Source organism: Enterococcus raffinosus (assembly GCF_019175485.1).
Taxonomy (GTDB): domain Bacteria; phylum Bacillota; class Bacilli; order Lactobacillales; family Enterococcaceae; genus Enterococcus_A; species Enterococcus_A raffinosus.
The window spans coordinates 2,201,768-2,224,774 of the sequence record NZ_CP072888.1; the positions used below are offsets into that span (position 1 = coordinate 2,201,768).

The window sequence follows — 23,007 nt, forward strand, 5'->3', positions numbered from 1 at the left end:
ATTATAGCATGAGAAAAGGCGGGAATACAATCACTACTTTTAAAATAATCGATTGTAAGAGCTTCCACTAGAGACTTTTGGTCCAAAAATCTTCAGCTGTTCCTTGTTCCATGCCCATTATAAACTTTTCCCGTATATCTGGGTAGTTTTTAGCAAGGTTCGTCACCAAGTTTTTTATTTCTTCACGCTTTGTTTTCTTATCCACAGGACAAGGATTAAAAATGACTGGTAATTCTTCACGTTTCACAAGTCGAATGATTTGTTTTTCTTCAAGATAGATCATGGGCCGGATTAGGGTCACGTTTGTCTTGGTCAGATAACTTTTTGGTTCAAAGCTGTTCATTCGTCCGTGAAACAAAAAGTTCATAAAGTATGTTTCGATTGCATCATCAACGTGATGACCTAATGCTACTTTTTGACAGCCTAACTCACTGGCTCGATTATACAAAATCCCTCTGCGAAGCTTTGCGCACAAGGAACAAGGTGATTTTTCTTCTCGGATATCAAAAACAACTTTTGCGATATTCGTAGGCACAATTTCTAGTGAATAACCCAAACTTTCCACAAACTCCTTCATAGGGGTGATATCACAGCCATCAAACCCCATATCAAGAGAAATTGGAATCAATTCAAAGTCAAAACCTAAACGCCCTTGTCTCCGAATTCGATCCAATAAATAAAGTAAGGTGGTACTATCCTTCCCACCGCTCATGCCAATCGCCACTTTATCGCCAGGTTCGATCATCTGGTGATTCAAGATAGCGCGACGCAAAGGATTGTAATAGCTTTGATTGTCTTTCTTTTTAAATCCCATACTTACTCCTTTAGCTCTTTACTCAAAAAAATTTTGTTTTAAACTATACTGCTTGCCAGCAGTGATATCATACTGGATCATTTGATAGTCTTGATACAACTTTTCTTGCTTCTTATTTAAACGAGCTTCTTTGAACCATTGCCCGCTTTGATAATACATGCCCTTTTCAAAGGCCGGCAGCTCCTTTTGTAAAGAGACTAATAGGGTTTGAAACCCGGTCATTTGAATTCTTCCCTGCTGAAAAAGATCCGCCGCAAAATAAAATGGACTCGTTGTAACCTGCTGATTATTTAGCTGATGGCGATTGTCATACATTAAGAATTCTGTCTCGTGCAATAAATGCCCTTGATTTTCTTCTTGTACTTCATCAGAGTAAATGCCCGGTAAATGATCGCCCCAAAAAACAACCAGTGTTCGTTCAGGCAGTTCATCCAATCTTTCTAAGAAGGCCTTCAATGCCTCGCTGCTATACGCAATGTCCTGCAGATAGCTTCTTACTGCTAAACTGTTGTCTCCTTGAACGACATAGGGCAGCTCATCGTATTTATTTTCGTAGGGCATATGCGTCTGCATCGTTACCAGATGTAAAAATTGCGGTTTATTCTTTTTTTCCAATTGATCAAAAATTTCTCGGTAAGCAGCTTCGTCGGAAATGTAAGGATTGTTTTCGATCTTATCCGTATGTTTCATCGTACTTTCATCTAGGAATTGGTCAAAGCCAAACGTTTGATAGACGTCCTTCCGCTTGTACATGGATGTATTGTAGGGATGAATCGCAGTGGTTTCATAGCCACGTTTTTTTAAGGTACTCACTAATGAAGGAAACATTTGAAATTCTGGAACTAACATTGTATAGGGGGTCGTCATCTGCGCGTTAAAGAGCTCCATAGAAAATCCGGTCAACGCCTCAAACTCAATATTAGCGGTCCCGCCCCCATAATTCTGCGACAACATTTGTCCGCTATATGTTTTGTCTGCGACTGCTCGATAATCCTGTAATGGATCTCCTCCGTACACTTCTAAGCCCTTTAAGCGCGCTGGATCAGAAAAGCTCTCACTCATGACATAAACGATGTTAGGTTTTTCAGTATCCTCTTCATTTTGCTTCGCTTCATAGGTTTTCGTAACTTTTTTTACAGCCGCTTCTGAATAATTCTCTGGCTTTTCCATCGCATCTACTGGCAGATTGTATAAGAAACCGCCCATAAATCCTGTATTATAGTAATTCATTTTTTGACTGTAGGGAATCCATAAGGCGGTTTTATTATACGCCTTTCGCAATAAATTCCCTTGTTGGTTAAACCCACCGATATATAGCAGCAGCATACTCGTTAAAAGAAAAAATCCCAATCGAATCCACTGTTTTTTCTTCTTCAGCTTTAAACTTTTCTTTATGCTGAAGATGACTAAAACTACACCGGCTGTTAGTAGCAACAAAAATAGAAGGAATATTGGCACTCCAACCATATCCCGAATCATTCCAAATTCTGTGATCATTTTAAGATCATCGGGATAAATGGGTTCCATTCGATACTTCATTTTCAGATAATTGGCTATTCCAACACCAATCACTGCTAATGTATAAAATATGCTGCCTGCTTTTAATGAACCTAAAAAACTACTAAGCCATCCGTAAAAAATCAGTAAGACAAAACAACCTAAAAAGAATTTTTCGGTATGCCAAGAAAAGGCGAATTTAAAGGCTAAATCAAATGAGAAATCATTCTGAGTCAGCTGAAAAAAAAGATTTGAAACAAGAATCAAACCAAGCACACCTATTCCCTTTAGAAATTGGCGCCATGGAAGTTTTCGAAATTTTTGCATAGCTCTCTCCTATTCATGAACACCTAAATATTTTAGCGAGAAAACTATGGAAAGTAAAGAATACCTATACATCTCTCCCTTAAACAGATAGTTATTTAAAATTTGACACTTTGAAAGATTCTACTCTCTATTTTTTTGTATAAGTCAAAAAAACCTAGTGAAGCTTGTTCTCCACTAGGTCTTAGTCATCGTTTATTTCCAAAAGTCATCAAAAATAGTGATTGGTAAATGACGTTTGTGCTGGGTCTTGTTCCACCAATTTTCAATGGTTTCCTGCGCTTTTGAATCAATCTCTTTTCCTTCTAGATAATCATCGATATCATCATAAGTCACGCCCAACGCTACTTCGTCCGCAATCAAAGGTTTCCCGTCTTCTAAGTCGGCAGTAGGCACCTTCATATATAAGGCTTCCTCCGCTCCAAGTTCTTTCAACAACATTTTTCCTTGTCGTTTATTCAAACGGAACAACGGTAAAATGTCTGCCCCGCCATCACCGAATTTTGTAAAGAAGCCTGTAATGTTTTCAGCGGCATGATCCGTTCCGATAACCGCCCCTTGATTATCTCCAGCAATCCCATATTGAGTAATCATTCGTTGACGCGCTTTGATATTGCCCTTGTTGAAATCACTGATGGAAACACCCGCTTCTTCTAAAGCGGCTACTTCTGCATCAACGGCTCCTTTGATATTCACGCTTAGACTAACATCTGGTTGAATAAACGCTAGCGCTCTTTTCGCGTCTGCTTCGTCGGCTTGGGCGCCATAAGGCAAACGTACAGCGATAAACTTGTAGTTTTCATCGCCTGTCTCTTGACGCATTTCTTCCATCGTAAGTTGTGCTAAACGACCGGCCAATGAAGAGTCTTGCCCACCGCTGATCCCTAAGACAAATGTTTTTAAAAATGGGTATTTTTTTAAGTAAGCTTTTAAGAATTCAACGCTCTTACGAATTTCTTCTTTCGGGTCGATGGTTGGCTTGGTTCCTAATTCATTAATAATGTCTTCTTGCAACGTCATAAAACGTCCACTCCTTTAATCTTCTTGTTCTGTTTGTACCACAGATTTACGTACTTGGTCCATAATTTTGTTCTTATGATTCCAACACTCCGTAGAAAGATCGACTGGATATTTTTGCGGATTCAAGTCACGTTTGTATTCTTCCCATAACGAATCAAGGCTTTCTTTCGCCGTTTGCTTCACCGTTTCTAAATCAGGAAGTTCATAGATTCGTTTTCCATCTACAAAGATATCTTTGAGAACCGGACGTGCTTCAAAATTTTTCACTGTTTTATTGATATACGGATAGACTGGATGGAACATATAGATTTCTTTTTCTTCTCGTGGATCTTCGTCCCATAGCGTTACATAGTCACCTTCTGATTTCCCATCAGATTTACGTGTAATTCGCCAAACCTGTTTTTTCCCAGGCGTCGTTACTTTTTCTGCATTACTGGAAAGTTTAATGGTATCTACCATTTCTCCCTTTTCATTTTCAATTGAAACCAATTTGAAAACTGCACCTAACGCTGGTTGATCATAGGCTGTAATTAACTTTGTACCAACACCCCAAACATCGATTTTCGCGTGCTGCATCTTCAAGTTTAAGATGGTACTTTCATCTAGATCATTTGAAGCATAAATTTTTGCATCAGGAAATCCCGCTTCATCTAATTGTTGGCGCACCCGTTTTGAGATATAAGCCATATCCCCGCTATCGATTCGGACACCTAAGAAATTGATCTTATCGCCCATTTCCCGTGCTACTCTAATCGCGCTTGGCACTCCTGATTTGATCGTGTCATACGTATCGACTAAGAAGACACAGTCTCGATGTGTTTCTGCATATGCCTTAAACCCGTCATAGTCGTTACCATAGGACTGAATCAATGAATGAGCATGCGTTCCACTATCTGGAATACCGAAAATCTTTCCAGCTCGTACATTACTGGTAGCATCTGCACCGCCAATATAAGCTGCTCGTGTACCCCAGAGTGCAGCGTCTAATTCTTGCGCACGTCGTGTACCGAATTCCAATAATGGGTCTTCACCGATAACTGATTTGATTCGAGCGGCTTTGGTCGCGATCAAGGTTTGAAAGTTCACAATATTTAAAAGTGCCGTTTCAACTAGCTGGCATTGTAATAAAGGCCCTTCTACTTGAATAATCGGTTCGTTACTAAATACCAGTTCGCCTTCTATGGCAGAACGAACAGTACAAGTAAACTCGAATTCCCGCAAATAATTAATAAAATCTGCTGGATATTCCTCTACCTCCGACAGATAGGCTAGATCGCTCTCACTGAATGATAGTTTCTCCAAGTACTTAACTAGACGCTCTAATCCAGCAAAGATGACATAACCGTTATCAAACGGCATATTACGGAAGTAACACTCAAAGACGGCATGAAGATCCGCTCGACCTGTCTCCCAATAAGTTTTCATCATATTGATCTGATAAAGGTCCGTATGAAGTGTCAAACTGTCATCTTCGTACAACTTTTTCATAGTCATGCTCCTCATTTTGTTTTTAGTAGTTTAAACTATTTCTCTCATTATATCACAAGAGTTCTGAGGGAGTAGCTTTTGCTCTCTGCTAATCCGTGAATTTTTTATCATAGATCGTTTATTTGATAAAAAAAGAAAGACACGCGGTCTTTCTTTCATCAATTATTCTGTTGGTACTTTGTACTCTATTGCTATGATGTCCTTATAGGCTTCTTTAGGGCGCAAACCAGCTTCCATGATTTGCTTTTTATAGCCTACATTCACGGTTACATCTTCACGGTCCACCTTCAATAGTCGGTGAATGATTGTGTCGACCTCTTGATGACTGATCTTTCGTTTGCGATTTAACAATAGCAAATCAATCGTATCAAATCGGTCAGCATAAATGATTTTTGTGCGATCATACGCATATAATTTAAGAAGCTTCACAGCTTGGCGCTTATCAAAAAAGTATTTCGTTAGATTAGGATATAGTGTTTCCAAGTTAACATTGCTATTTAATGGGGTCTCAATTAATTTCATTCAACAATCTCCTATTCTATTTATTTTAGTCGAAATGACTAACTTTAATTCTTAACATTGACTATTTTACCATAACGATCGATCGTTTTTTTAAGGAATAAAAAAAATTTACAAAAAAGAAAAAAATCCTGAGACAGCCGCCTCAGGATTACTTTTTACTGCATGACATATTCTACTTGTACTGTTTTTTGAACACTTTCCGCGGCCAGTTTACCAGAAGTCAATGCCCAAGCATTATTTGCCCCTGACGGAGAGTCGCTTCCCATTACGCCGCCCACTAATTCACCTGCTGCGTAAAGCCCTTCAATCGCTTGATCGTTGCGATTCAAGACCTGTAACTGTCCGTTTGCGACTAGACCACCCATCGTTGTCGCAAAACGCGGTTTTTGTTCAATCATATAATAAGGACCTTCGCCAACTTTTTCTTGTAAAAACTCCAATTGACGACCAAAATCTTCATCCTTTTGTTTTTCCACCCAGCCATTATATCGAGCCACGGTGTCTACTAGACTATCATGTTCCATTCCCGCTTTTTCAGCTAGCTCTGTTAACGTGTCCGCTCGGAAGATTTGTGGGGTCTCTTCTTCGTTTTCGATCCAACGTTCCAAATCTTCTCTTGTAATACCGCCTTCTTCTACGGCTTCAGTAAAGATTTCGAAGCGTTCAGCATCCATCAATAGGAATAACATTTGCGGATCTTGCTGTAAGAGCACTTCTAGAATTTTCTTATTGCTGGCACGTTCATTGATTACCCGTTTTCCAGCAGTATTTACTAGCAATCCGTTCCGTTTCAACACTTCAATGTTCCCGCCGATAGTTGATTTTGCATATCCTTGGGAAACTTCCACACCATTCGGGTAAATCTTTCCATACTCCATCATACGTGTCGCCGCGTTCAACTCTGGTGTTGTAGTCATTAATATGCCATCACCTGTAGAGGACTTGGTCCCATAAAAGAGAATATTATTCAATTCAGAGCTCAACAGGTTCGGATTGTTCCCATAGCCGCCAGTTGTAAGAATGACTGCTGGCGCATGGATATTGTGCCGCTTACCAGTATCTTCAACAGCCGTTAAGCCAGTCACTTTGCCGTTGCCATCCGTTAGCAATTGTTCTGCTTTTGTTTGCAGATAAATCGTTACATTGCTTCTTTCCAATGCCTTTCTAGCACTAGCAGCAAACCCATGTCCACCATCTTCATATGCCAACTCACGATTCTTACGATATTCTGCTAAAGTATGCAGCCCGTTTTTCATATCGTATTCGACACCCATATATTCGTGAACCCAATCAGTCGTTTCACCAACATTTTCAGCTAAAGTGGATAAAAGCTCAGGGACATTTAAGCCACTACCATTAGCTAAGAAATCTTCTATCATACATTCCGCTGTGTCATCACAAACGCCTGCTGCCGCTTGCAGCTTGGAGCCCATAACCACTTGATTCCCGCCACTGATAGAGATTGCTCCACCAACAAAGCTTAATTTTTCTAACAGAATCGTTTTTAAGCCCATCTGATCTGCTCTTAACGCCGCAGAAATCCCTGCTGCCCCAGAACCAACAATTACTACGTCTGCTTCTTCTTCTACAACCTCTTTGGACCATTGAACCGTTGGTTTTGGTCGAGCCTTCAACACTTCTGAACTAGCTCCAGCCATTTCTACTGCTTCAGCCACGCCGTCAATCAATCCCTGGCTAGATGCAGAAGCTCCAGAGATTACGTCCACATTCAGTGTTTGACCGTCTATGATTTGTTGTGGCAAGCGAATGAACACCTGATCGGATAACCCTTCTGATTCATTGCTTTGATCTGCTTCGATTTTTTCAATCCGTTCTTCTGAAAAGGTCACATTCATCGCAAGCTCGCTATTGTGGCCTTTCGCCTCAACCGTATAAGTACCAGGTTTGAAGGTCAGTTTCACTTTTTGTAGTTCTTTCAATCGTTCATGTTTCCGTTTCTCTTCTTCTGGATCAATAACCATATAGGCCATGAAATCCCATAGAGGAGTCGGAATTAATAATTTTCTTTGGGCATTTACATGGGCATAATCGATAACCTCTACACCGTCTTTGATCATGTTTACCCAGTTTGGTTCAATCAGGAAGCCTTTGCCGACTGCTAATAGATCATAGCCTAATTTCAACGCATCTTCCGCGTCTGCTCGTTGGAGGATAGACCCCACACCCATGATCGGAATCTGTGCCAACGCAGGTGAGCGTTGCGCTAAATATTTCGTAATCAGCGGTTCCGGATCGTCGGAATCAACGATAGATGGACGTGTGTAAGCACCCATAGAAAAATGGAAATAATCTGGATGCAACTCTGCAAGCGTATTCAATAAAAACATCGTATCTTCAAAATGGATGCCCGGCTCTTCTAACTCTTCTGGTGAAAAGCGATAACCGATGATAAAGTTTTCTGCCTTTTGTTCTTCTACTACTCGTTGCACTTCTTTCATGACCTCTAAGGGGAATTTCGCCCGTTTTTCACGACTGCCGCCCCATTGGTCTTCTCTTCGATTTGAATGAGGAGAAAAGAATTGCTGTAAAATGAAGGTGTTGGCTCCATGAATCTCCACACCGTCAAAACCAGCTTCGATTGCACGGCGTGTGGCATCGCCAAACATCGTAATCATTTCTAAGATTTGTTCCTCTGTCATTTCACGAGGGACAGGAGCATTGGGACGCAAAGCTGCGACTGGACTTGCAGAAATGGGTGTTGCGCCACCATTGATCTCCGGCCAAGCCATCCGACCAGCGTGATAAATCTGCATGATCGCCTTTGAACCCTTTGATTTAATAGCTGTTGCCAATTCTGTCAAACCAGCAACTTTTTTATCTGTATCAACACCTAATGCGCCGGGAAATCCGCGTCCTTTGTCTTCCACAAAGCAGCTTTCAACAATAACTGCCGCCGCATCCCCAGAGCGAAACGCGTAATAATCAATGATTTGCTGTGTGATCTCTCCATCATAAAAGGCCGATTGCGTCGTCATTGGCGACATAAACAAACGATTCTTAAAACTTGCTCCGGATGCTAATGGAATCTCATCAAATAAATTTCTTAACATATGGTTCTCCTTTCAAAATGAACGCCTACTCATCAAAAAGCTCTCGTTATGTAACAAAATTCACATGTGCGGTCAAATGATTAACAAAGGATTTTTTACTCTATTCTTCCTTCGTACCTGCTACTTCATTTACATTAGATTTTTTCTTGATAATTTATGAACAAGGAAGTATATTTCCTTCTTACGCTCATTGTAAGAAATTTGATTGATAAATTCCAATAGTTTATTTACATACAATCTATAAATACTATTTATGATTGTGAAACGGCTCTCCATTCTTTTGTGAACACAAAAAGACCGTGACAAAAGTCACGGTCTTCGTCTTTTAAGCAACGAGTAATTATAGAAGAACTTCTACCTTACATCATGCCGCCCATCATTGAAGGGTCCATTGCTGGAGCAGCTGCTGCGCCACCTTCAACTGGTTTGTCAGCAACAACGGCTTCAGTAGTTAATAATAATGCTGAAACAGATGCTGCGTTTTGTAAAGCTGAACGAGTAACCTTCGTTGGGTCAACGATACCCGCATCAATCATATTTACATATTCGCCAGAAGCAGCGTTGAATCCAGTGCCACGGTCAGCATTTTTCAGTTTATCAATGATTACTGATCCTTCGAAACCAGCATTTTCAGCAATTTGACGAACAGGTTCTTCTAAAGCACGTACAACAATCTTGATCCCTGTCGCTACATCGCCTTCAGCATCTAAATCAGACACTTTCTTGATCACGTTTACTAAGGCTGTACCACCACCAGAAACGATGCCTTCTTCAACAGCGGCACGCGTAGAGTTCAACGCGTCTTCAATACGTAGTTTCAATTCTTTCAATTCCGTTTCAGTAGCTGCACCAACTTTAACTACAGCTACTCCGCCAGCAAGCTTAGCCAAGCGTTCTTGTAATTTTTCACGATCAAAATCAGAAGTTGTTTCACCAATTTGGCGTTTGATCATTTCAACACGGTCAGTCAAAGCGGCTTTATCGCCAGCACCTTCAACAATTGTTGTATTGTCTTTATCAACGACAACTTTACCAGCAGTACCTAAGTTTTCGATTGTTGCTTCTTTAAGATCTAAGCCTAGGTCTTCTGTGATCACTGTTGCACCAGTTAAAATGGCGATATCTTCAAGCATTGCTTTACGGCGATCCCCAAAACCAGGTGCTTTAACAGCAACAACGTTAAAGGTACCACGGATTTTGTTTAATACTAATGTTGGTAATGCTTCACCATCTACATCATCAGCGATGATTAATAATGAACGAGATTGTTGTAGGACTTGTTCTAACAATGGCAAGATATCTTGAATGTTCGAAATTTTCTTGTCAGTAATCAAGATGTATGGATTCTCTAAAGCAGCTTCCATCTTATCATTGTCTGTTACCATGTATTGAGACAAGTAGCCGCGATCAAATTGCATTCCTTCAACGACATCTAATTCTGTATCGATCCCTTTTGATTCTTCAATAGTAATAACACCGTCGTTGCCAACTTTTTCCATTGCTTCAGCAATCAGTTTACCAACTTCTTCACTACCTGAAGAAACTGCCGCAACTTGTGCGATCGCATCTTTTGAATCTACTTCTTTAGAAATGCTGTGTAGTTCTTCAACTGCCGCTTTTGTAGCCAATTCAATCCCGCGACGAATGCCCATTGGGTTCGCACCAGCAGTAACGTTTTTCAAGCCTTCACGAACGATTGCTTGTGTAAGAACTGTTGCAGTCGTTGTTCCATCACCAGCGATATCGTTTGTTTTAGAAGCAACTTCAGAAACAAGTTTTGCGCCCATGTTTTCAAAATGATCATCTAATTCGATGTCTTTTGCGATGGTCACACCGTCATTCGTAATTAATGGTGAACCATAAGATTTCTCTAAAACAACATTACGTCCTTTTGGCCCTAATGTTACTTTTACTGTATCTGCTAATTTGTCTACACCGCGAAGCATTGCTGCACGTGCATCTTCAGAAAATTTAATATCTTTTGCCATGATTCTTTCACCTCATTATTTTTTATTCAACGATTGCCATAATATCTTTTGCAGCGATAATTAAATATTCACTGCCTTCATATTTCACTTCTGTACCAGCATATTTTTCAAACATTACCATATCACCAACAGCTACTGGCATTGGACTTTTTTGACCATTTTCCAGCACATTGCCTTCACCGACAGCCACAACTTTCGCTGTTTGTGGTTTCTCTTTTGCTGCAGAAGCTAAGACTAGGCCTCCAACTGTTTTTTCTTCTTCTTGAGTAACTTCAAGAATGACGCGATCACCTAATGGTTTTAACACAATAGATCCCTCCAACTAGTAATGATTTTTCAAATCGTTAGCACTCGATAACTAAGAGTGCTAACTCACAATTCTTATAATACCATTTTTGTTTCTTTTTGCAAGTCCTTCGTTTGCCTTTTTCTGATTTTTTATCTGGGAGGTTTTTCCTCAAAATGTGTTATACTTGGGAACAATAACTGTTTAGAAAGGAAAAACAATGAGCGAAAAAAAATATAGCTTTATAACCATCTTTACTTACGGATTGGTTCTGTTTTCTCCCATTGCTTTTTTACGTGTCTTTCAAGCAAATCCATCACAGATCATCCAATTGACGACACTGGCTTACTTTCTCGGTGCCGCATTAATGGTATTTTATCGTTTGAAATCACGTGTATTCGAGCTGGAGAAACAACAAAAGAATTTTTTGATTACTCTTTTGATAGGAATCGTTGGCATTCCTGCATCATTACTCTTGCAAATGGTTCTCTTACAAATTGAACAACGCTTCCTTGGACAATCGCTTTCTTCACAAAATACGCAAAATATCGTCCAATTGATTATGAACAATATGATTTTTATTTTAGCGACAACGTTCGCTGGACCAATTATGGAGGAATTTGTTTTCCGTCGCGCCATCTTTGGCGCATTAGAAAAGCGATTTGGTTTCTTCTTCCCTGCACTGTTGAGTTCGGCGCTATTCGCCTTTGCCCACAATGATGGTCATTACCTGCTATACGCCGGATTGGGCTTCTTGTTTTGCGGCATGTATCGCTATAGTGGACGTATTTGGACATCTATGATTACTCATGTAGGCATGAATCTCTTAGTGATTCTTACTCAATTAGCCCTTCAATCCTCGTAATGGATGATTCGAATTCTTTGCTATTTTATAAAAACCTCCTTAGACTAAAGGCAACACATAGTCTAAGGAGGTTTTTTAATGAAAATAGCCATTATCGGTGCCACCGGAAATGCAGGTTCTTTAATTTTAAACGAAGCGTTGAGTCGTGACCTAGCTGTTACTGCCATCGTAAGGCATCCAGAAAAGCTAAAGGTAAAGGTTCCAATTTTAGTGAAAGACTTATTCGAGCTTACTAAGAAGGATGTCGCATTTTTTGATGTAGTGATTGACGCTTTTCGTCCACCTAACGGTCAGGAGGAGCTTCATCAAACTTCTCTAAAACATCTCAGCACTATTTTACAAGGAACGGATACTCGCTTGATCGTTGTCGGCGGCGCCTCTTCTTTGTTTATCGATGAGAAGCACCGCATGATTGATGTCTCTGATCCTAAAGCTGTTTATTATCCAACCGCTTATAACATGTATCAAGCATTTATGGATTTAAGAGCTGCTCAGCAGTTGAATTGGACCTACATAAGTCCAGCGGCAAACTTTGTGCCAAACGGTGTACGCACCGGTCATTATCAAATCAGTGATGACCATTTACAAAAGAACGATGAAGGAAAAAGCGAGATCAGCATGGCTGATTACGCGATCGCAGTAATTGACGAAGTCATCGAACCTAGACATCTCAATCAGCACTTTAGCGTGTACAGTTGAGTCTTCTCAAAAAAATGGCAAGCCTGCTAAGACAGACTTGCCATTTTTTAAATTGCGAATAATTCCGTTGCACTATCAGGATCGGTATCAAAAATTTGAAATTGATGATTTACCCCAAGATCATAACGAGTCAATGTTTCCTCCATCGTCATATGGGCCAACTCTTTCATATTATTTTCCTTACTCAAGTGTCCCAAATAAATCCGTTTGGTCCGATCGCCAAGAATATCCGTCATGACTAAGGCACCATCATCATTGGATAAATGTCCTCGGTCACCTAGAATTCGCTGCTTCAAGCTCCAAGGATAGGCCCCCATCCGCAACATCTCTAAGTCATGATTGCTTTCAACTAAGTACGCATCTGCATCGCGAATCGTTCCGCGGACATGTTCACTCGCATAGCCAGTATCCGTCAGCATCACAAATGAATGACCATCTTTGTAGAAGCGGTAAAATTGTGGTGCCGCCGCATCATGTGAAACGCCAAAACTTTCGATATCTAAATCCCCAAAAGTTAAAACCTTTCCCATTTCAAAAATGTGCTTTTGCTCAACGTCTACTTTTCCAATCAAAGGAGACATTGCCTCCCAGGTCTTCTCGTTCGCATACACCGGCAGCTTATATTTTCGTGCAAGAACGCCGACGCCGTGAATATGGTCGCGGTGTTCATGGGTGACTAAAATCGCATCTAGATCCTCAGGTTTTCGATCGACCTCTGCTAATAGCGAAGTGATTTTTTTTCCACTCAATCCAGCATCAACCAGAATTCTTTTTTGCGGACTTTCTAAATACAATGAATTTCCAGTACTTCCGCTTGCTAAAATGCTGATATTGAAGGCATTATTCATCTCTAACATGAGCAATTGGTCCTCTCTTTTAAAACTGTCCTCAGTATACAACCCTTTTTATGGATTTTCCACCTTTGGAACTAAATTGTTTGTAATCACTTGATTATTCAACGCATTGACTTTCTCAATCTGCGTCGTCTTATCTGATGTCTTTATTCTGACAAACCAGACGGGGACATAGACATTCTTCTCTCGGACTTCGAGGGTTCGAAAATACCCTAGATAGATGTTCGTAATCGTTGATTTACTAGGAATATTATTATTGATATACAGTGTATTCAGAATTTCTTTTTCAGAATAAAGTGTCATCTTTTCACGCAGCGGCTCAATCTCTTTTAACCGCGTCTGAGTGTACTTCGAAACCTGCTCCTGATCATCATTTTTAACAATATCTAGCGTCACTCGAGACGTTTCATCAATAAAAGGAATCCCTTCATAGGTCTGTGCACCTACAATTTTTCCTAATTCATTGTCCTTTTTAGAGATGTCTGGCAGATAAGTGTATTCTTCGCCATCTACAATGAATTGTTTATCCTTCATAAGACGTCTGAAGCTGCTGGTCGCTTTTTTTAAATCAAAATCTGTGTCTCCAGTTGGCGTACTGCTTAAAACCTTATCAGAAATATCCCAAATTCCTGAAATCGTCGAACCGGCGCCTCCATTCACTAATGACTCGAACGTATCTTGCTCGGCACTTAAATAGTACCCCTCTTTATGATCATCCGTTACCTCATCCGTAACACTGATATCATCATTTTCGAGTCGCTGCAGGATGTCTTCTCTTTGATTAGAATTTGTGACTAAGCTTTGTTCATGCTGATTATTCCAATAAATACTAAAAAGGAAAATATTCAACCCGATAAAGACGAGAAAAAAGATCCATTCAATTTTTCTAAAATCCAATTAGCTCGCCTCCATTTCTAGGTTCCCTTGCATCAACTGATTCGCAGGATACCAAGTGTTGTCATATTTGACGAACCATTCTGGAGTTAAAGCTACTAATTTATTTACACCATCGATATCTTGCCATGTATAACCAATAATAAAGCTTTGTATTTTTGTTAAATCTATCCCGACCGCCGCTAAATTATTTTCAATTTCAAGGGTACTAGGTAATTCAACCTCTTCATCAGAAGGGATCGGTACCTGAACCGTATCCACACTCGTTTCAATTTTAATTTGCGGAGTGGCAGCATTAGGTTGATGCTCTATCTTTACGCTCATTTTCCCTTTCGAAGTTTGGCTGAAGATCGGATATCCTTCCACAAAAATCCGGTAATTTACTTGTCCATCATGATGATCGAAATAGCGTAAGTTCCCGACGGCTGTCCCTAACCGACTCACATAGTTAAAGCTTTGACTATAGATGCTTTCCTTTGCTAAGTCTTCTGGCAGTTCACCCGTAAATGTTACCAAGCGCTTTTGTTCGTCCATGATTAGTTCCTCATGGCCGCTTGAAAATGATCGCGCCCCATTTTCTTCTTCCTCTCCTTTTGCTTGATCAGGATTTTGGAAGAAGGCATTTCTAAAGAGAGAATAAGATTGGGTCGTCAAAATGTAACTGTATTTTTTTAAACGAACCCGTTCCTTGGTTCGCAGCAAACGAGGAACCAATGGATTTTCATCAGACATTGGTAGATACTTTCCCTGATTTTTTTGATAGATGGTTTCTAGACCAGAAAAATCTCCTGACATTGTCGCTTCATAAACAGTGTCCTTACTGTAATTCAAAAAACGAATCTTCTTCTTTGAAAAATCGATTTGAATTTTTGAAAAGGTAATACTATCTGCTTCCTTCAAAGAGTTCAAATTGATAGGCATATCAAAAACCTTGATATACTCAGTTAAAGAAAAACCGCCCTCATAGTTCAGCTCGATGCCACTGTCTAACCCATAATAGTTTTTGATCTCTTCTTCGCCTTGAGCGATTTCCTGCAACTGCCCAAAGGTACTCTCTGTTAAACGCGCTTGCGTGGTAGCTAATAAATTCTCACTGCTCGTTTGAAATTTCCCGTCGGACAAGTCCCAAATACCTCGTATAGGTAAAAAAGCATCGGTGGCTTTCGCATAATTTTGGTCGTTCTTTACTGTCTGTTTGCTTGTATTAATATCTGCTGTTTTAGAAGTAGGGCTAAGCCATATAGCGTACGTTAAGACGAGGCTGAGTAGTATCAGAGCAAAAAGTGCTACACGGATGATTCTTTCTGATAGTTTCATTCCCAGATATCCTCCTCATAAGGTTCATAAGGTAAAGAAATATAAAATGTAGATCCCTTACCTTCAACACTTTCGACCCAAATTTGACCTTGATGGGCCTTCATCACTTCTTTAGAGATGGCCAAACCTAGTCCTGTACCGCCTTGTTGACGCGCCCGTGCTTTATCTACGCGATAAAAACGTTCAAATACTTTTTCTAGGTCCTTCTTAGGTATGCCCAACCCTTCGTCAGAAATACTTAGTACCACATTGTTATGTGTTTCCATTAAGTGAACTTCGATTTTTCCGCCGTCAGGTGAATATTTGATTGCATTATTCATGACATTGTCAATTACTTGCATAATCTTGTCCGTATCGATTTCCACCCATAAATCGCGCTCGGTGAACTCACGGACGATGCGGTAATTTTTCTCTTGGCTATTCACCATCATATCGAAACGATCCAGGATATAATCAACCAGCTCATTGAAATTCACCAGCTCAAGATCCATTTGCTGCGCGCCTGAATCCATACGTGAGAGATTCAATAAATCATTGATCATACGAATCATACGGTCGGTTTCCCCAAGCGTCACATGGATAAATTCTGGTGCCACTGTTTTGTCTTGCCAAGCACCTTCTTCTAATGCTTCTAAATAACTGCGAACGCTGGTTAACGGTGTCCGTAATTCATGAGAAACATTGGATACGAACTGGCGTCGTTCCTCAGCGGTTTTCTCTTGCTCTGTAACATCGTGGAGTACGACAACCAAGCCACTGATAAATCCTGACTCTCGCCGAATCATAGCGAAATCAGATCGTAAGGTCATGTTTCCTTCATCAGAATCTGGTTTTGAGCGAGTAATCAAAATTTCTTCTGGTGTTTCTAATAATTTTCTCAAAGTATATTGCTCTTCTAAATCAAGCAAGGAGAGAATGGATTGACCGATCGCCTCTTCATTCGTCGTATCTAATAAGGAGAGCGCCATCTCATTAATGGTGATGACTTTCCCACGTCGATCAGTAGCTATAACACCATCTGTCATATGCGTTAAGACGCTATCCAGTCGATTCCGTTCAGCCTCCATTGTATCTTGAGCATCTTCGATTCGATCAGACAGCTTGTTGAAGGTTTCCGCAAGCTGACTCAATTCATCGTGTCCTTGAACGTCTACTTTTTCAGAATAATCCCCCTGAGCGATTCGCACTGCCTGCTTTTGCATCTCTTTGATCGGTTTTGTGATTGATCGCGCGACAAGTAATGCGACAACGATCGAAATCAATCCTGCGATCAACGAAGCGGTAAAGAAGATCAAAGCGGTATTACTGATTTCGGTATATTTTTGTTCAATGTCACTCTTAACATAAAGAGCCCCGATCACAGCCGAATCGCCGGTCGGGGACTGAATAGGTTGGACATTGATATATACCCGCTTATTATTGTCATCAAGTGTTACATATTGTTTCATTGAAAAATCATCAATATCACTGTACTCGTTCTTTTTACCAACGATCGTATCTTTTTGACCTACATCATTGGTAGCTACAACGATCCCTTTATCATCTACTACCCACATTTCACCAATGTCAGCGGCGGTATTATTTTCGAGAATACGCTGCAGCTGATCTGCTTCGTTGTCGCTATCCTCTGCCATTGTCGCTCCCAGAGTCGTGCTTAACAACGACACACGCTGATTCATGTCTTTGGTAAAGCTATTGATGGTTGATTTTTCAAGTCCTCTAATAAAGTAAGCACCGATAATCTCAATCGAAATCAGCAAAATCAAAATAAATGAAAAGGCAATCTTGAAATTGACCGATCGATAAAAACGGACTTTCTTTTCCATACTTACTCCTGTTCAGGGTTTCGTAGATAATAACCTACGCCACGTCTTGTTACTAAATAGGTTGGATGACTAGGATTGTCTTCGATTTTTTCACGCAGACGTCGCACCGTTACATCCACTGTTCGGACATCGCCAAAATAATCATAGCCCCAAACAGTTTGTAATAAATGCTCCCGCGTCATCACTTGACCAATATGTTTTGCTAAATAATGCAGCAATTCAAATTCGCGATGGGTTAATTCGATTGTATCTCCATGTTTGGTTACCATGTAAGCATCTGGATGGATCGTTAAGTCACCGATCGTCAAATCACTTTGCGCTGTCTGTTCTTCTTCCTTAGGCGCTTGGCCTCCACGGCGTAAATTTGCTTTTACGCGAGCGACTAATTCGCGATTAGAGAACGGTTTCGTCACATAATCATCCGCGCCTAATTCCAACCCTAAGACCTTATCAATCTCAGAATCTTTCGCCGTAACCATAATAATCGGCATTTCATGGGTCTTGCGTACTTCACGAGCCACTTCTAAACCGTCTTTTTTAGGCAACATCAAATCTAATAAAATTAAATCTGGGTTTACTTCTTCGACTTTTTCTAAGGCTTCTTCACCATCATAAGCAGTAAAGACTTCATAGCCTTCTTTGGTTAAATTGAATTTCACGATGTCCGAAATCGGTTTTTCATCGTCAACTACTAGAATTTTTTTCACTAAGAGTCACCTCATACCTTCATAGGATTGTATGTACGCCTTACCATTATACAATAATTTCAATACTGTTTCACCTTTTCAAACAGACGACGTTTTTTTACAACTGTTACTTAAGAAAAAATGAAAAAAGAGACAAACTGAGTTCATCTCCTTCTTTCTATGCATACATTCTTTTTGAGAGCCTGTGAGCCGTCTACATACGTTCACTTTATTCTCTTGAATTCTGTTGACATTTAATCAAGCACTTGGCAAACAACCCCTAAGGAGCCAGGGCCAGTATGAACGGATAACGCCGGAGAGACTTTCCCAAAATAAATATTTTCGGCTGTTGGGAATAGCTCGTGCAGTCGTTCGCGAATTTTTTCAGCCGTTTCTAGAGCATCCGCCTGGGTTACCGCTAAGTTGAAGCGCTTATGGTTGCCTACGTGCTCCTTCACTAGTTGAATGGTTTTGTCGATGCTCTTATTCAGCCCGCGTACTTTCGCTACCGTGTAGTAAATACCATCTGAATTGCACGAAATGATTGGCTTCAATTTCAGTGCGCTTCCTAGTAAAGAGGAAACTAAGCCAATTCGTCCACCTTTTTGCAAATATTCCAACGTATCCACATTGAAAAAGATTTTAGTCTTCGGAATTTTACTTTCTACTTCAGTAATAATTTCCGTAAATGATTTTCCTTCTTTAACTAAGTCGCCAGCGTAAATCGCTAAAATACCAGCGCCGATCCCCACATTTTTGGTATCAATTGATTGGAATGTTAGCCCTTCATAATGCTCTCCCAGCACTCTCAACGCATTATAAGTACCGCTTAGACCGCTAGAAATCGTCACAATTATTACATGGGTATATCCTTGAGACTTAATTTCATCAAAGACTTTATGAATCAGTTCCCCATCGGGTAAAGATGTCGTCGGCAATTCTTTTTTAATTAATGGGAAAATCGTATCAGAGCTGATATCAATCCCATCTCTATATTCTCGATCACTAAAAATAATCCGTAACGGAACCATAAAAAAGGGCCCATTATCAATTACTTCCTTTGGCACATCCGTCCCAGAGTCAACTAGGATTGCAATTTTCTCACTCATCAACTTCGCCTTCTTTCTCTTTATCCAACTGAATAATCTTCTCAGCCAACATCTTCTGTGTAAATGACGCGACAGCGCTTTCCATCGCTAAATAATAAAAATCTTTGCTGCTGCGAGTCAAATTCACCTCTTCACCTAAAACAATCTTTGCTACTTGCAGCAATGCTTCCTCCTGCACTTTGCAAAAACTATTGTAGGCATCTTTTGGTTCATTAATCGCCAGCTGCATGCGAATCAGTTCATTGATATCTGGAATCGCAAGTACTTGTTTCAATAAAGTGATCGCAATTAAATACGCTAGATGGTTGCGGTTATATCTTTTTTTCACAGGTGGTGGTATTAATTTATGTTTAACATAGTTGTTGACCATCGCACTAGATAAGAGCTGATGCTTTTCATCTTCCATCAACGGCGATAGGTAGCGGTCAACAAGAGTGATGACTTGATCCATATATAATTCTAGTTCAGGTAACTCTTCCCACCTAGGCAAGCGTACTTCTTTCAATTCTTCTGCCCAAGTTCTGAGTTTCGTTTCTTCCATTTTTCACACTCCTCTCAACGATAGTTTATCAAAATTACGGTAATTATACAATATAGTTTTGAAAACTAGATAATTGAAGCGCTTTTTAGATAAATTTTTTTAGTTTTGTTCTTGCTTTTTTATTTTTCCAGTGCTAACATATGAAAGTACTTTGTTTGGGCCGTTAGCTCAGTTGGTAGAGCAGCTGACTCTTAATCAGCGGGTCGCGGGTTCGAGCCCCTCACGGCCCATTGGGTGCCAAACCCACGTCACCAGTGCATTCTTGGCTACTTCGGTAGTTTAGAAAAGAATGTACGTGGTGACTTTTTTGTTTTTCAAAAAATTTTCTAAATAAATGCTAAACATTATTTTATTGACTGAATCTATTTCCCCAATAACTCCAAGTTCAATTCCTGCTCGTGTTCAAAGCAATGCCTCTCAAGCGTAATTAACCCCACAAAACGAAAATCTTAAAACAGATAAATCAAGTTTTTTTCACGAAGAATCATTGGAACTGTATTCTTCTTTCTTTCAGGTCTTACTCTTTTAGAAAGACGATTTCGCATTTAATATAGGATTGTAACTCAATCAAACCAGCCGCTTAAATCCTTTAACAAGGGTTTAGGCGGCTGGTTTTTTGGAGCGAAAAGAGAGAAAAACGGTGAATTATTCTTTTTTTGTATTTTGTCCCATAAAAAACTTTTTTTGATTCTTTCATTTTATATCTTTACAAAAATATTTCTTATGTTACAATTGTGTTACAGAAATATTAAGGAGTGATTTAGATGAAAAAAATGGTTGTTTTTAGTTTGTTGGTATTAAACTTCCCCTTTGTTGCATTCGCAGATTCTTCCGATAGTGTCCCTGACCAGACCGTAAGTTCCAGTCAAGAGCAATTCGTTGACCAAGTTTCAGAAATAGGAACCGGTGATCAACTCCCTACTACCACTTCTCAAGCTTCTACAGAAGAAACAGTTACAAAACAAGCTGCAGCAACCAATAGCACTGCTGCCGAAGAAACAGAAAAAAGCGAAGTAGCAAAAGATACCCCAACGACTGAAACAGCCACTGTTGAGAAAAAACAGGATGAAACAGTACAAACGTCTGAAATAGAAAAGAAGAAAGTTGATACCATCACACCTCAAAAAGCTGCTGCAAAAACGTCAGAATCCCCAGCAGCATTGGAAGAAAGTCTTAATAAAGAGTGGACAGCTGAAAAAATCCGTGAGAATTTAACTGGGACAGATTACGGAATCGATCAAAATGAACTTAAGGGCTACAGCGATCAAGAACTAACCAATGCCTTTAAACTATTCAACCGTTATAACTTCGATATTACTGGCATGGATCTAGGTAGCTATGTACGAGTTCTACGTATGATTTATAAAGATAAGGAAGTTTCTTGGACAGAAGTTGAAAAAGCATTAGTGTTTAATCCCCATAACTTTCAAACTACTGTTGAATTAGCTAAAAATATAGATCAGTTACAACATTATCTTCGTGTGCTTCATCCTGGTATTCAACATTTTTCAAATGAAGAAATGCTTCATATCTTGAATCACCTTAGTGGCGCTGAAGATCAATTAAGTGCTGCAAATGGACTATTTGCAGGTCTTGTTCGTTGGCTTTACGACTCTCAACCAGGAAATGCACCTATCGAAAACGGCGCACCTATTCAAAACATAGATACAACTACGCAGCCAATCGTTGAAAATCTCACAACGAATCCTACTAGCGTTGTTAAGAATAATGCACAAGCTACTACTCAAAAAGAATACCCAAAAACTGGTGAACGTCGGACTGACTCACTAACGATTATGGGAATCATTGTATTCTTCCTTGCAGGTTTAGTTCTCCTGAAACGACGTGCTCAATTGAAATAGAGCAAATAAACTTGCCTTCTTTACCAATATTAAGTGATTTCTATTTTTCATTTAGCAAACTAAACTATTCCACAAGTGAAAACGAGTACGCATGTGCTCGTTTTTTTTGCTTTTTAAAGGCTCGCTGAATAAACCCTATGGGCAAAAAAGCACATCGCTATCTCCTTCCAGACAATAGTTTCTTGACTTTCCTTTCCCATTTTCTTTTCTCTCGTCCCTGATCAATTTCCTCTTGCGTTTTGCCATGACGTCTTTCAAAGCTTTTGGGCTTATGTGCCGTTGCGGCTGAATCATTTGGTGGCAGCTCCCAAGGCAGCGGGTACTTCGCATCGATTTGATCAGCGAGCTCCTGATAATTCAGCTTACGTTTTTTATTTTCATTCGAAGGTTCAGTTGATGTCGTGTTCTGCGCAGGCTGTTCTTTTTTCTCAGAAGCTGGACATTTTTCATCCGATGATTCCATTTCGGTCAGTTCTTCTTGTTCTGGTTGACTCGCTTCATGCTGCGTATCAATACAGGTTTTTACACTCTTGAATTTCACATATTCCGCAAAACGACGAACGCCACCCGCTTGGAAGATAGTCAAGGTCGTCAAAATATCCAATATTTCCGCCGTTTCTCTTTCTTGTCCGGTCGGGACCTGTTTCGTATCACGTAATGTCCAAGTATATCTTTTCCCGTTGCCATCTTTAAAAATCGTCGCAAGATCAAATTGAAACGCTGTCTTCTCGAAGGTCTCAGCGGCTCTCTTTATCAATAATTTTCTATAAGAACGAGCTTGCTTAGTCAGCTCTTGATACTCTTCTTCGCTCTTGAACAGACGTTGGATAACCGTCTGCCATTCTTCTTCACCTACAAAATAATCGCGGAAATAGGCGCAATGACGACGCAAGGTATCATTAGGTGCAGCAGTCAGAAAAATCTCACGAATCAGCTCTGGGAACAGGTAGGCAAAATCCCCCACAGAAAGTGCGTCACGAACCAAAATAGCCACTGCCGCCTCTACGATCTCCGCCGCATTTTTTGTTTGTTCATAGCGCTGAGTCACGCGTTTTTCCAAGCTCTTTCTCAACATACCAAAAATTTGTCGCTGCCCTAACAATGCTTCCTTCATTCGTTTCATCCTCCGTCCGTTGTTTTTGATTCCTTTGTAGTAATGATTCTTATGTAACCGTTCACAAAAATATTTTACACATAAAATAACCTTGAAGTAAATAGGCTTTATGAAGTATTCACTAATGTTAATTTATTTAAACCTTTTGGATAGTGACTTCCATTGTTCATTAGTTACATTGAAAGTCATATTAATAGCTTTAATAAATAACTATTTGGAGATTTTCGTTA

Annotated in this window: 19 protein-coding genes and 1 tRNA gene; 4 read left to right on the top strand and 16 right to left on the bottom strand. The window is 40.0% G+C overall.

Annotated elements, in window-relative coordinates:
• Nucleotides 1–67: 67 nt before the first annotated feature.
• The 8 genes from J9537_RS10805 to groES all read right to left on the bottom strand — a co-directional run bounded on the left by J9537_RS10805 (nt 68) and on the right by groES (nt 11,031).
• Complete coding sequence (locus J9537_RS10805) at nt 68–814, bottom strand: tRNA 2-thiocytidine biosynthesis TtcA family protein (RefSeq protein ID WP_028021300.1); 747 nt, start codon at nt 812–814, stop codon at nt 68–70.
• Between the two features lie 18 nt (nt 815–832).
• A complete protein-coding gene (locus J9537_RS10810; protein ID WP_028021299.1) occupies nt 833–2,638 on the bottom strand; it encodes an LTA synthase family protein in 1,806 nt (601 codons plus the stop codon).
• 192 nt (nt 2,639–2,830) lie between these two features.
• Nucleotides 2,831–3,655, bottom strand: a complete 825-nt coding sequence (gene nadE, locus J9537_RS10815) for an ammonia-dependent NAD(+) synthetase (RefSeq protein WP_028021298.1) — start codon at nt 3,653–3,655, stop codon at nt 2,831–2,833.
• A gap of 15 nt (nt 3,656–3,670) precedes the next feature.
• Complete coding sequence (locus J9537_RS10820) at nt 3,671–5,143, bottom strand: nicotinate phosphoribosyltransferase (RefSeq protein ID WP_010745768.1); 1,473 nt, start codon at nt 5,141–5,143, stop codon at nt 3,671–3,673.
• Between the two features lie 162 nt (nt 5,144–5,305).
• The gene (locus tag J9537_RS10825; protein ID WP_010745767.1) at nt 5,306–5,665 is read right to left on the bottom strand and encodes a DUF1827 family protein; all 360 of its coding nucleotides are present in this window, start codon (nt 5,663–5,665) and stop codon (nt 5,306–5,308) included.
• 155 nt (nt 5,666–5,820) lie between these two features.
• The gene (locus J9537_RS10830) at nt 5,821–8,736 is read right to left on the bottom strand and encodes an NADH-dependent flavin oxidoreductase (RefSeq protein ID WP_028021296.1); all 2,916 of its coding nucleotides are present in this window, start codon (nt 8,734–8,736) and stop codon (nt 5,821–5,823) included.
• A 359-nt stretch (nt 8,737–9,095) separates the two neighbouring features.
• On the bottom strand, nt 9,096–10,724 hold the full coding sequence (groL, locus tag J9537_RS10835; RefSeq protein WP_028021295.1) for a chaperonin GroEL: 1,629 nt from the start codon (nt 10,722–10,724) through the stop codon (nt 9,096–9,098).
• A gap of 22 nt (nt 10,725–10,746) precedes the next feature.
• On the bottom strand, nt 10,747–11,031 hold the full coding sequence (gene groES / locus J9537_RS10840) for a co-chaperone GroES (RefSeq protein WP_010745764.1): 285 nt from the start codon (nt 11,029–11,031) through the stop codon (nt 10,747–10,749).
• A 199-nt stretch (nt 11,032–11,230) separates the two neighbouring features.
• Between groES and J9537_RS10845 the strand changes: the two genes are divergently transcribed.
• The gene (locus J9537_RS10845) at nt 11,231–11,875 is read left to right on the top strand and encodes a CPBP family intramembrane glutamic endopeptidase (RefSeq protein ID WP_028021294.1); all 645 of its coding nucleotides are present in this window, start codon (nt 11,231–11,233) and stop codon (nt 11,873–11,875) included.
• 78 nt (nt 11,876–11,953) lie between these two features.
• Nucleotides 11,954–12,574 (top strand): NAD(P)-dependent oxidoreductase, encoded by a 621-nt coding sequence (locus J9537_RS10850; RefSeq protein ID WP_028021293.1) that lies wholly within the window; start codon nt 11,954–11,956, stop codon nt 12,572–12,574.
• A gap of 47 nt (nt 12,575–12,621) precedes the next feature.
• Here J9537_RS10850 and J9537_RS10855 read toward each other — a convergent pair whose 3' ends face one another.
• The 7 genes from J9537_RS10855 to J9537_RS10885 form a co-directional block, all read right to left on the bottom strand.
• Complete coding sequence (locus J9537_RS10855; RefSeq protein WP_010745761.1) at nt 12,622–13,431, bottom strand: MBL fold metallo-hydrolase; 810 nt, start codon at nt 13,429–13,431, stop codon at nt 12,622–12,624.
• Between the two features lie 48 nt (nt 13,432–13,479).
• Nucleotides 13,480–14,325 (bottom strand): two-component system regulatory protein YycI, encoded by an 846-nt coding sequence (locus J9537_RS10860; RefSeq protein WP_028021291.1) that lies wholly within the window; start codon nt 14,323–14,325, stop codon nt 13,480–13,482.
• Entirely contained in the window at nt 14,326–15,639 is a 1,314-nt protein-coding gene (locus tag J9537_RS10865) for a YycH family regulatory protein (RefSeq protein WP_028021290.1), read from the bottom strand.
• Nucleotides 15,636–17,465 carry a cell wall metabolism sensor histidine kinase WalK gene (walK, locus tag J9537_RS10870; RefSeq protein ID WP_028021289.1) on the bottom strand — a complete coding sequence of 610 codons (1,830 nt, stop codon included), beginning with the start codon at nt 17,463–17,465 and terminating at the stop codon, nt 15,636–15,638. The genes J9537_RS10865 and walK overlap by 4 nt, the downstream gene beginning before the upstream one ends.
• A 2-nt stretch (nt 17,466–17,467) precedes the next feature.
• Complete coding sequence (yycF, locus tag J9537_RS10875) at nt 17,468–18,172, bottom strand: response regulator YycF (RefSeq protein WP_010745757.1); 705 nt, start codon at nt 18,170–18,172, stop codon at nt 17,468–17,470.
• Between the two features lie 233 nt (nt 18,173–18,405).
• Nucleotides 18,406–19,260 (bottom strand): DegV family protein, encoded by an 855-nt coding sequence (locus tag J9537_RS10880; protein WP_010745756.1) that lies wholly within the window; start codon nt 19,258–19,260, stop codon nt 18,406–18,408.
• Nucleotides 19,253–19,801, bottom strand: coding sequence for a DUF1836 domain-containing protein (locus J9537_RS10885; protein WP_028021288.1), 549 nt, complete (start codon nt 19,799–19,801; stop codon nt 19,253–19,255). The genes J9537_RS10880 and J9537_RS10885 overlap by 8 nt, the downstream gene beginning before the upstream one ends.
• Before the next feature lie 157 nt (nt 19,802–19,958).
• Between J9537_RS10885 and J9537_RS10890 the strand changes: the two genes are divergently transcribed.
• Nucleotides 19,959–20,031: transfer RNA gene (locus tag J9537_RS10890), tRNA-Lys, on the top strand.
• 534 nt (nt 20,032–20,565) lie between these two features.
• The gene (locus J9537_RS10895) at nt 20,566–21,663 is read left to right on the top strand and encodes an LPXTG cell wall anchor domain-containing protein (RefSeq protein ID WP_028021287.1); all 1,098 of its coding nucleotides are present in this window, start codon (nt 20,566–20,568) and stop codon (nt 21,661–21,663) included.
• A gap of 157 nt (nt 21,664–21,820) precedes the next feature.
• On the opposite strand, the gene J9537_RS10900 is transcribed toward J9537_RS10895, so the two are convergent.
• Nucleotides 21,821–22,777: a hypothetical protein gene (locus J9537_RS10900; protein ID WP_035019952.1), complete on the bottom strand. Its 957-nt coding sequence runs from the start codon at nt 22,775–22,777 to the stop codon at nt 21,821–21,823.
• Nucleotides 22,778–23,007 lie beyond the last annotated feature (230 nt).

Coding starts and splice junctions, on each gene's coding strand:
- J9537_RS10805 (WP_028021300.1), bottom strand. CDS start 814: ATGGGATTTAAAAAGAAAGACAATCAAAGCTATTACAATCCTTTGCGT.
- J9537_RS10810 (WP_028021299.1), bottom strand. CDS start 2,638: ATGCAAAAATTTCGAAAACTTCCATGGCGCCAATTTCTAAAGGGAATA.
- nadE (WP_028021298.1), bottom strand. CDS start 3,655: ATGACGTTGCAAGAAGACATTATTAATGAATTAGGAACCAAGCCAACC.
- J9537_RS10820 (WP_010745768.1), bottom strand. CDS start 5,143: ATGAAAAAGTTGTACGAAGATGACAGTTTGACACTTCATACGGACCTT.
- J9537_RS10825 (WP_010745767.1), bottom strand. CDS start 5,665: ATGAAATTAATTGAGACCCCATTAAATAGCAATGTTAACTTGGAAACA.
- J9537_RS10830 (WP_028021296.1), bottom strand. CDS start 8,736: ATGTTAAGAAATTTATTTGATGAGATTCCATTAGCATCCGGAGCAAGT.
- groL (WP_028021295.1), bottom strand. CDS start 10,724: ATGGCAAAAGATATTAAATTTTCTGAAGATGCACGTGCAGCAATGCTT.
- J9537_RS10845 (WP_028021294.1), top strand. CDS start 11,231: ATGAGCGAAAAAAAATATAGCTTTATAACCATCTTTACTTACGGATTG.
- J9537_RS10850 (WP_028021293.1), top strand. CDS start 11,954: ATGAAAATAGCCATTATCGGTGCCACCGGAAATGCAGGTTCTTTAATT.
- J9537_RS10855 (WP_010745761.1), bottom strand. CDS start 13,431: ATGTTAGAGATGAATAATGCCTTCAATATCAGCATTTTAGCAAGCGGA.
- J9537_RS10865 (WP_028021290.1), bottom strand. CDS start 15,639: ATGAAACTATCAGAAAGAATCATCCGTGTAGCACTTTTTGCTCTGATA.
- walK (WP_028021289.1), bottom strand. CDS start 17,465: ATGGAAAAGAAAGTCCGTTTTTATCGATCGGTCAATTTCAAGATTGCC.
- J9537_RS10880 (WP_010745756.1), bottom strand. CDS start 19,260: ATGAGTGAGAAAATTGCAATCCTAGTTGACTCTGGGACGGATGTGCCA.
- J9537_RS10885 (WP_028021288.1), bottom strand. CDS start 19,801: ATGGAAGAAACGAAACTCAGAACTTGGGCAGAAGAATTGAAAGAAGTA.
- J9537_RS10895 (WP_028021287.1), top strand. CDS start 20,566: ATGAAAAAAATGGTTGTTTTTAGTTTGTTGGTATTAAACTTCCCCTTT.
- J9537_RS10900 (WP_035019952.1), bottom strand. CDS start 22,777: ATGAAGGAAGCATTGTTAGGGCAGCGACAAATTTTTGGTATGTTGAGA.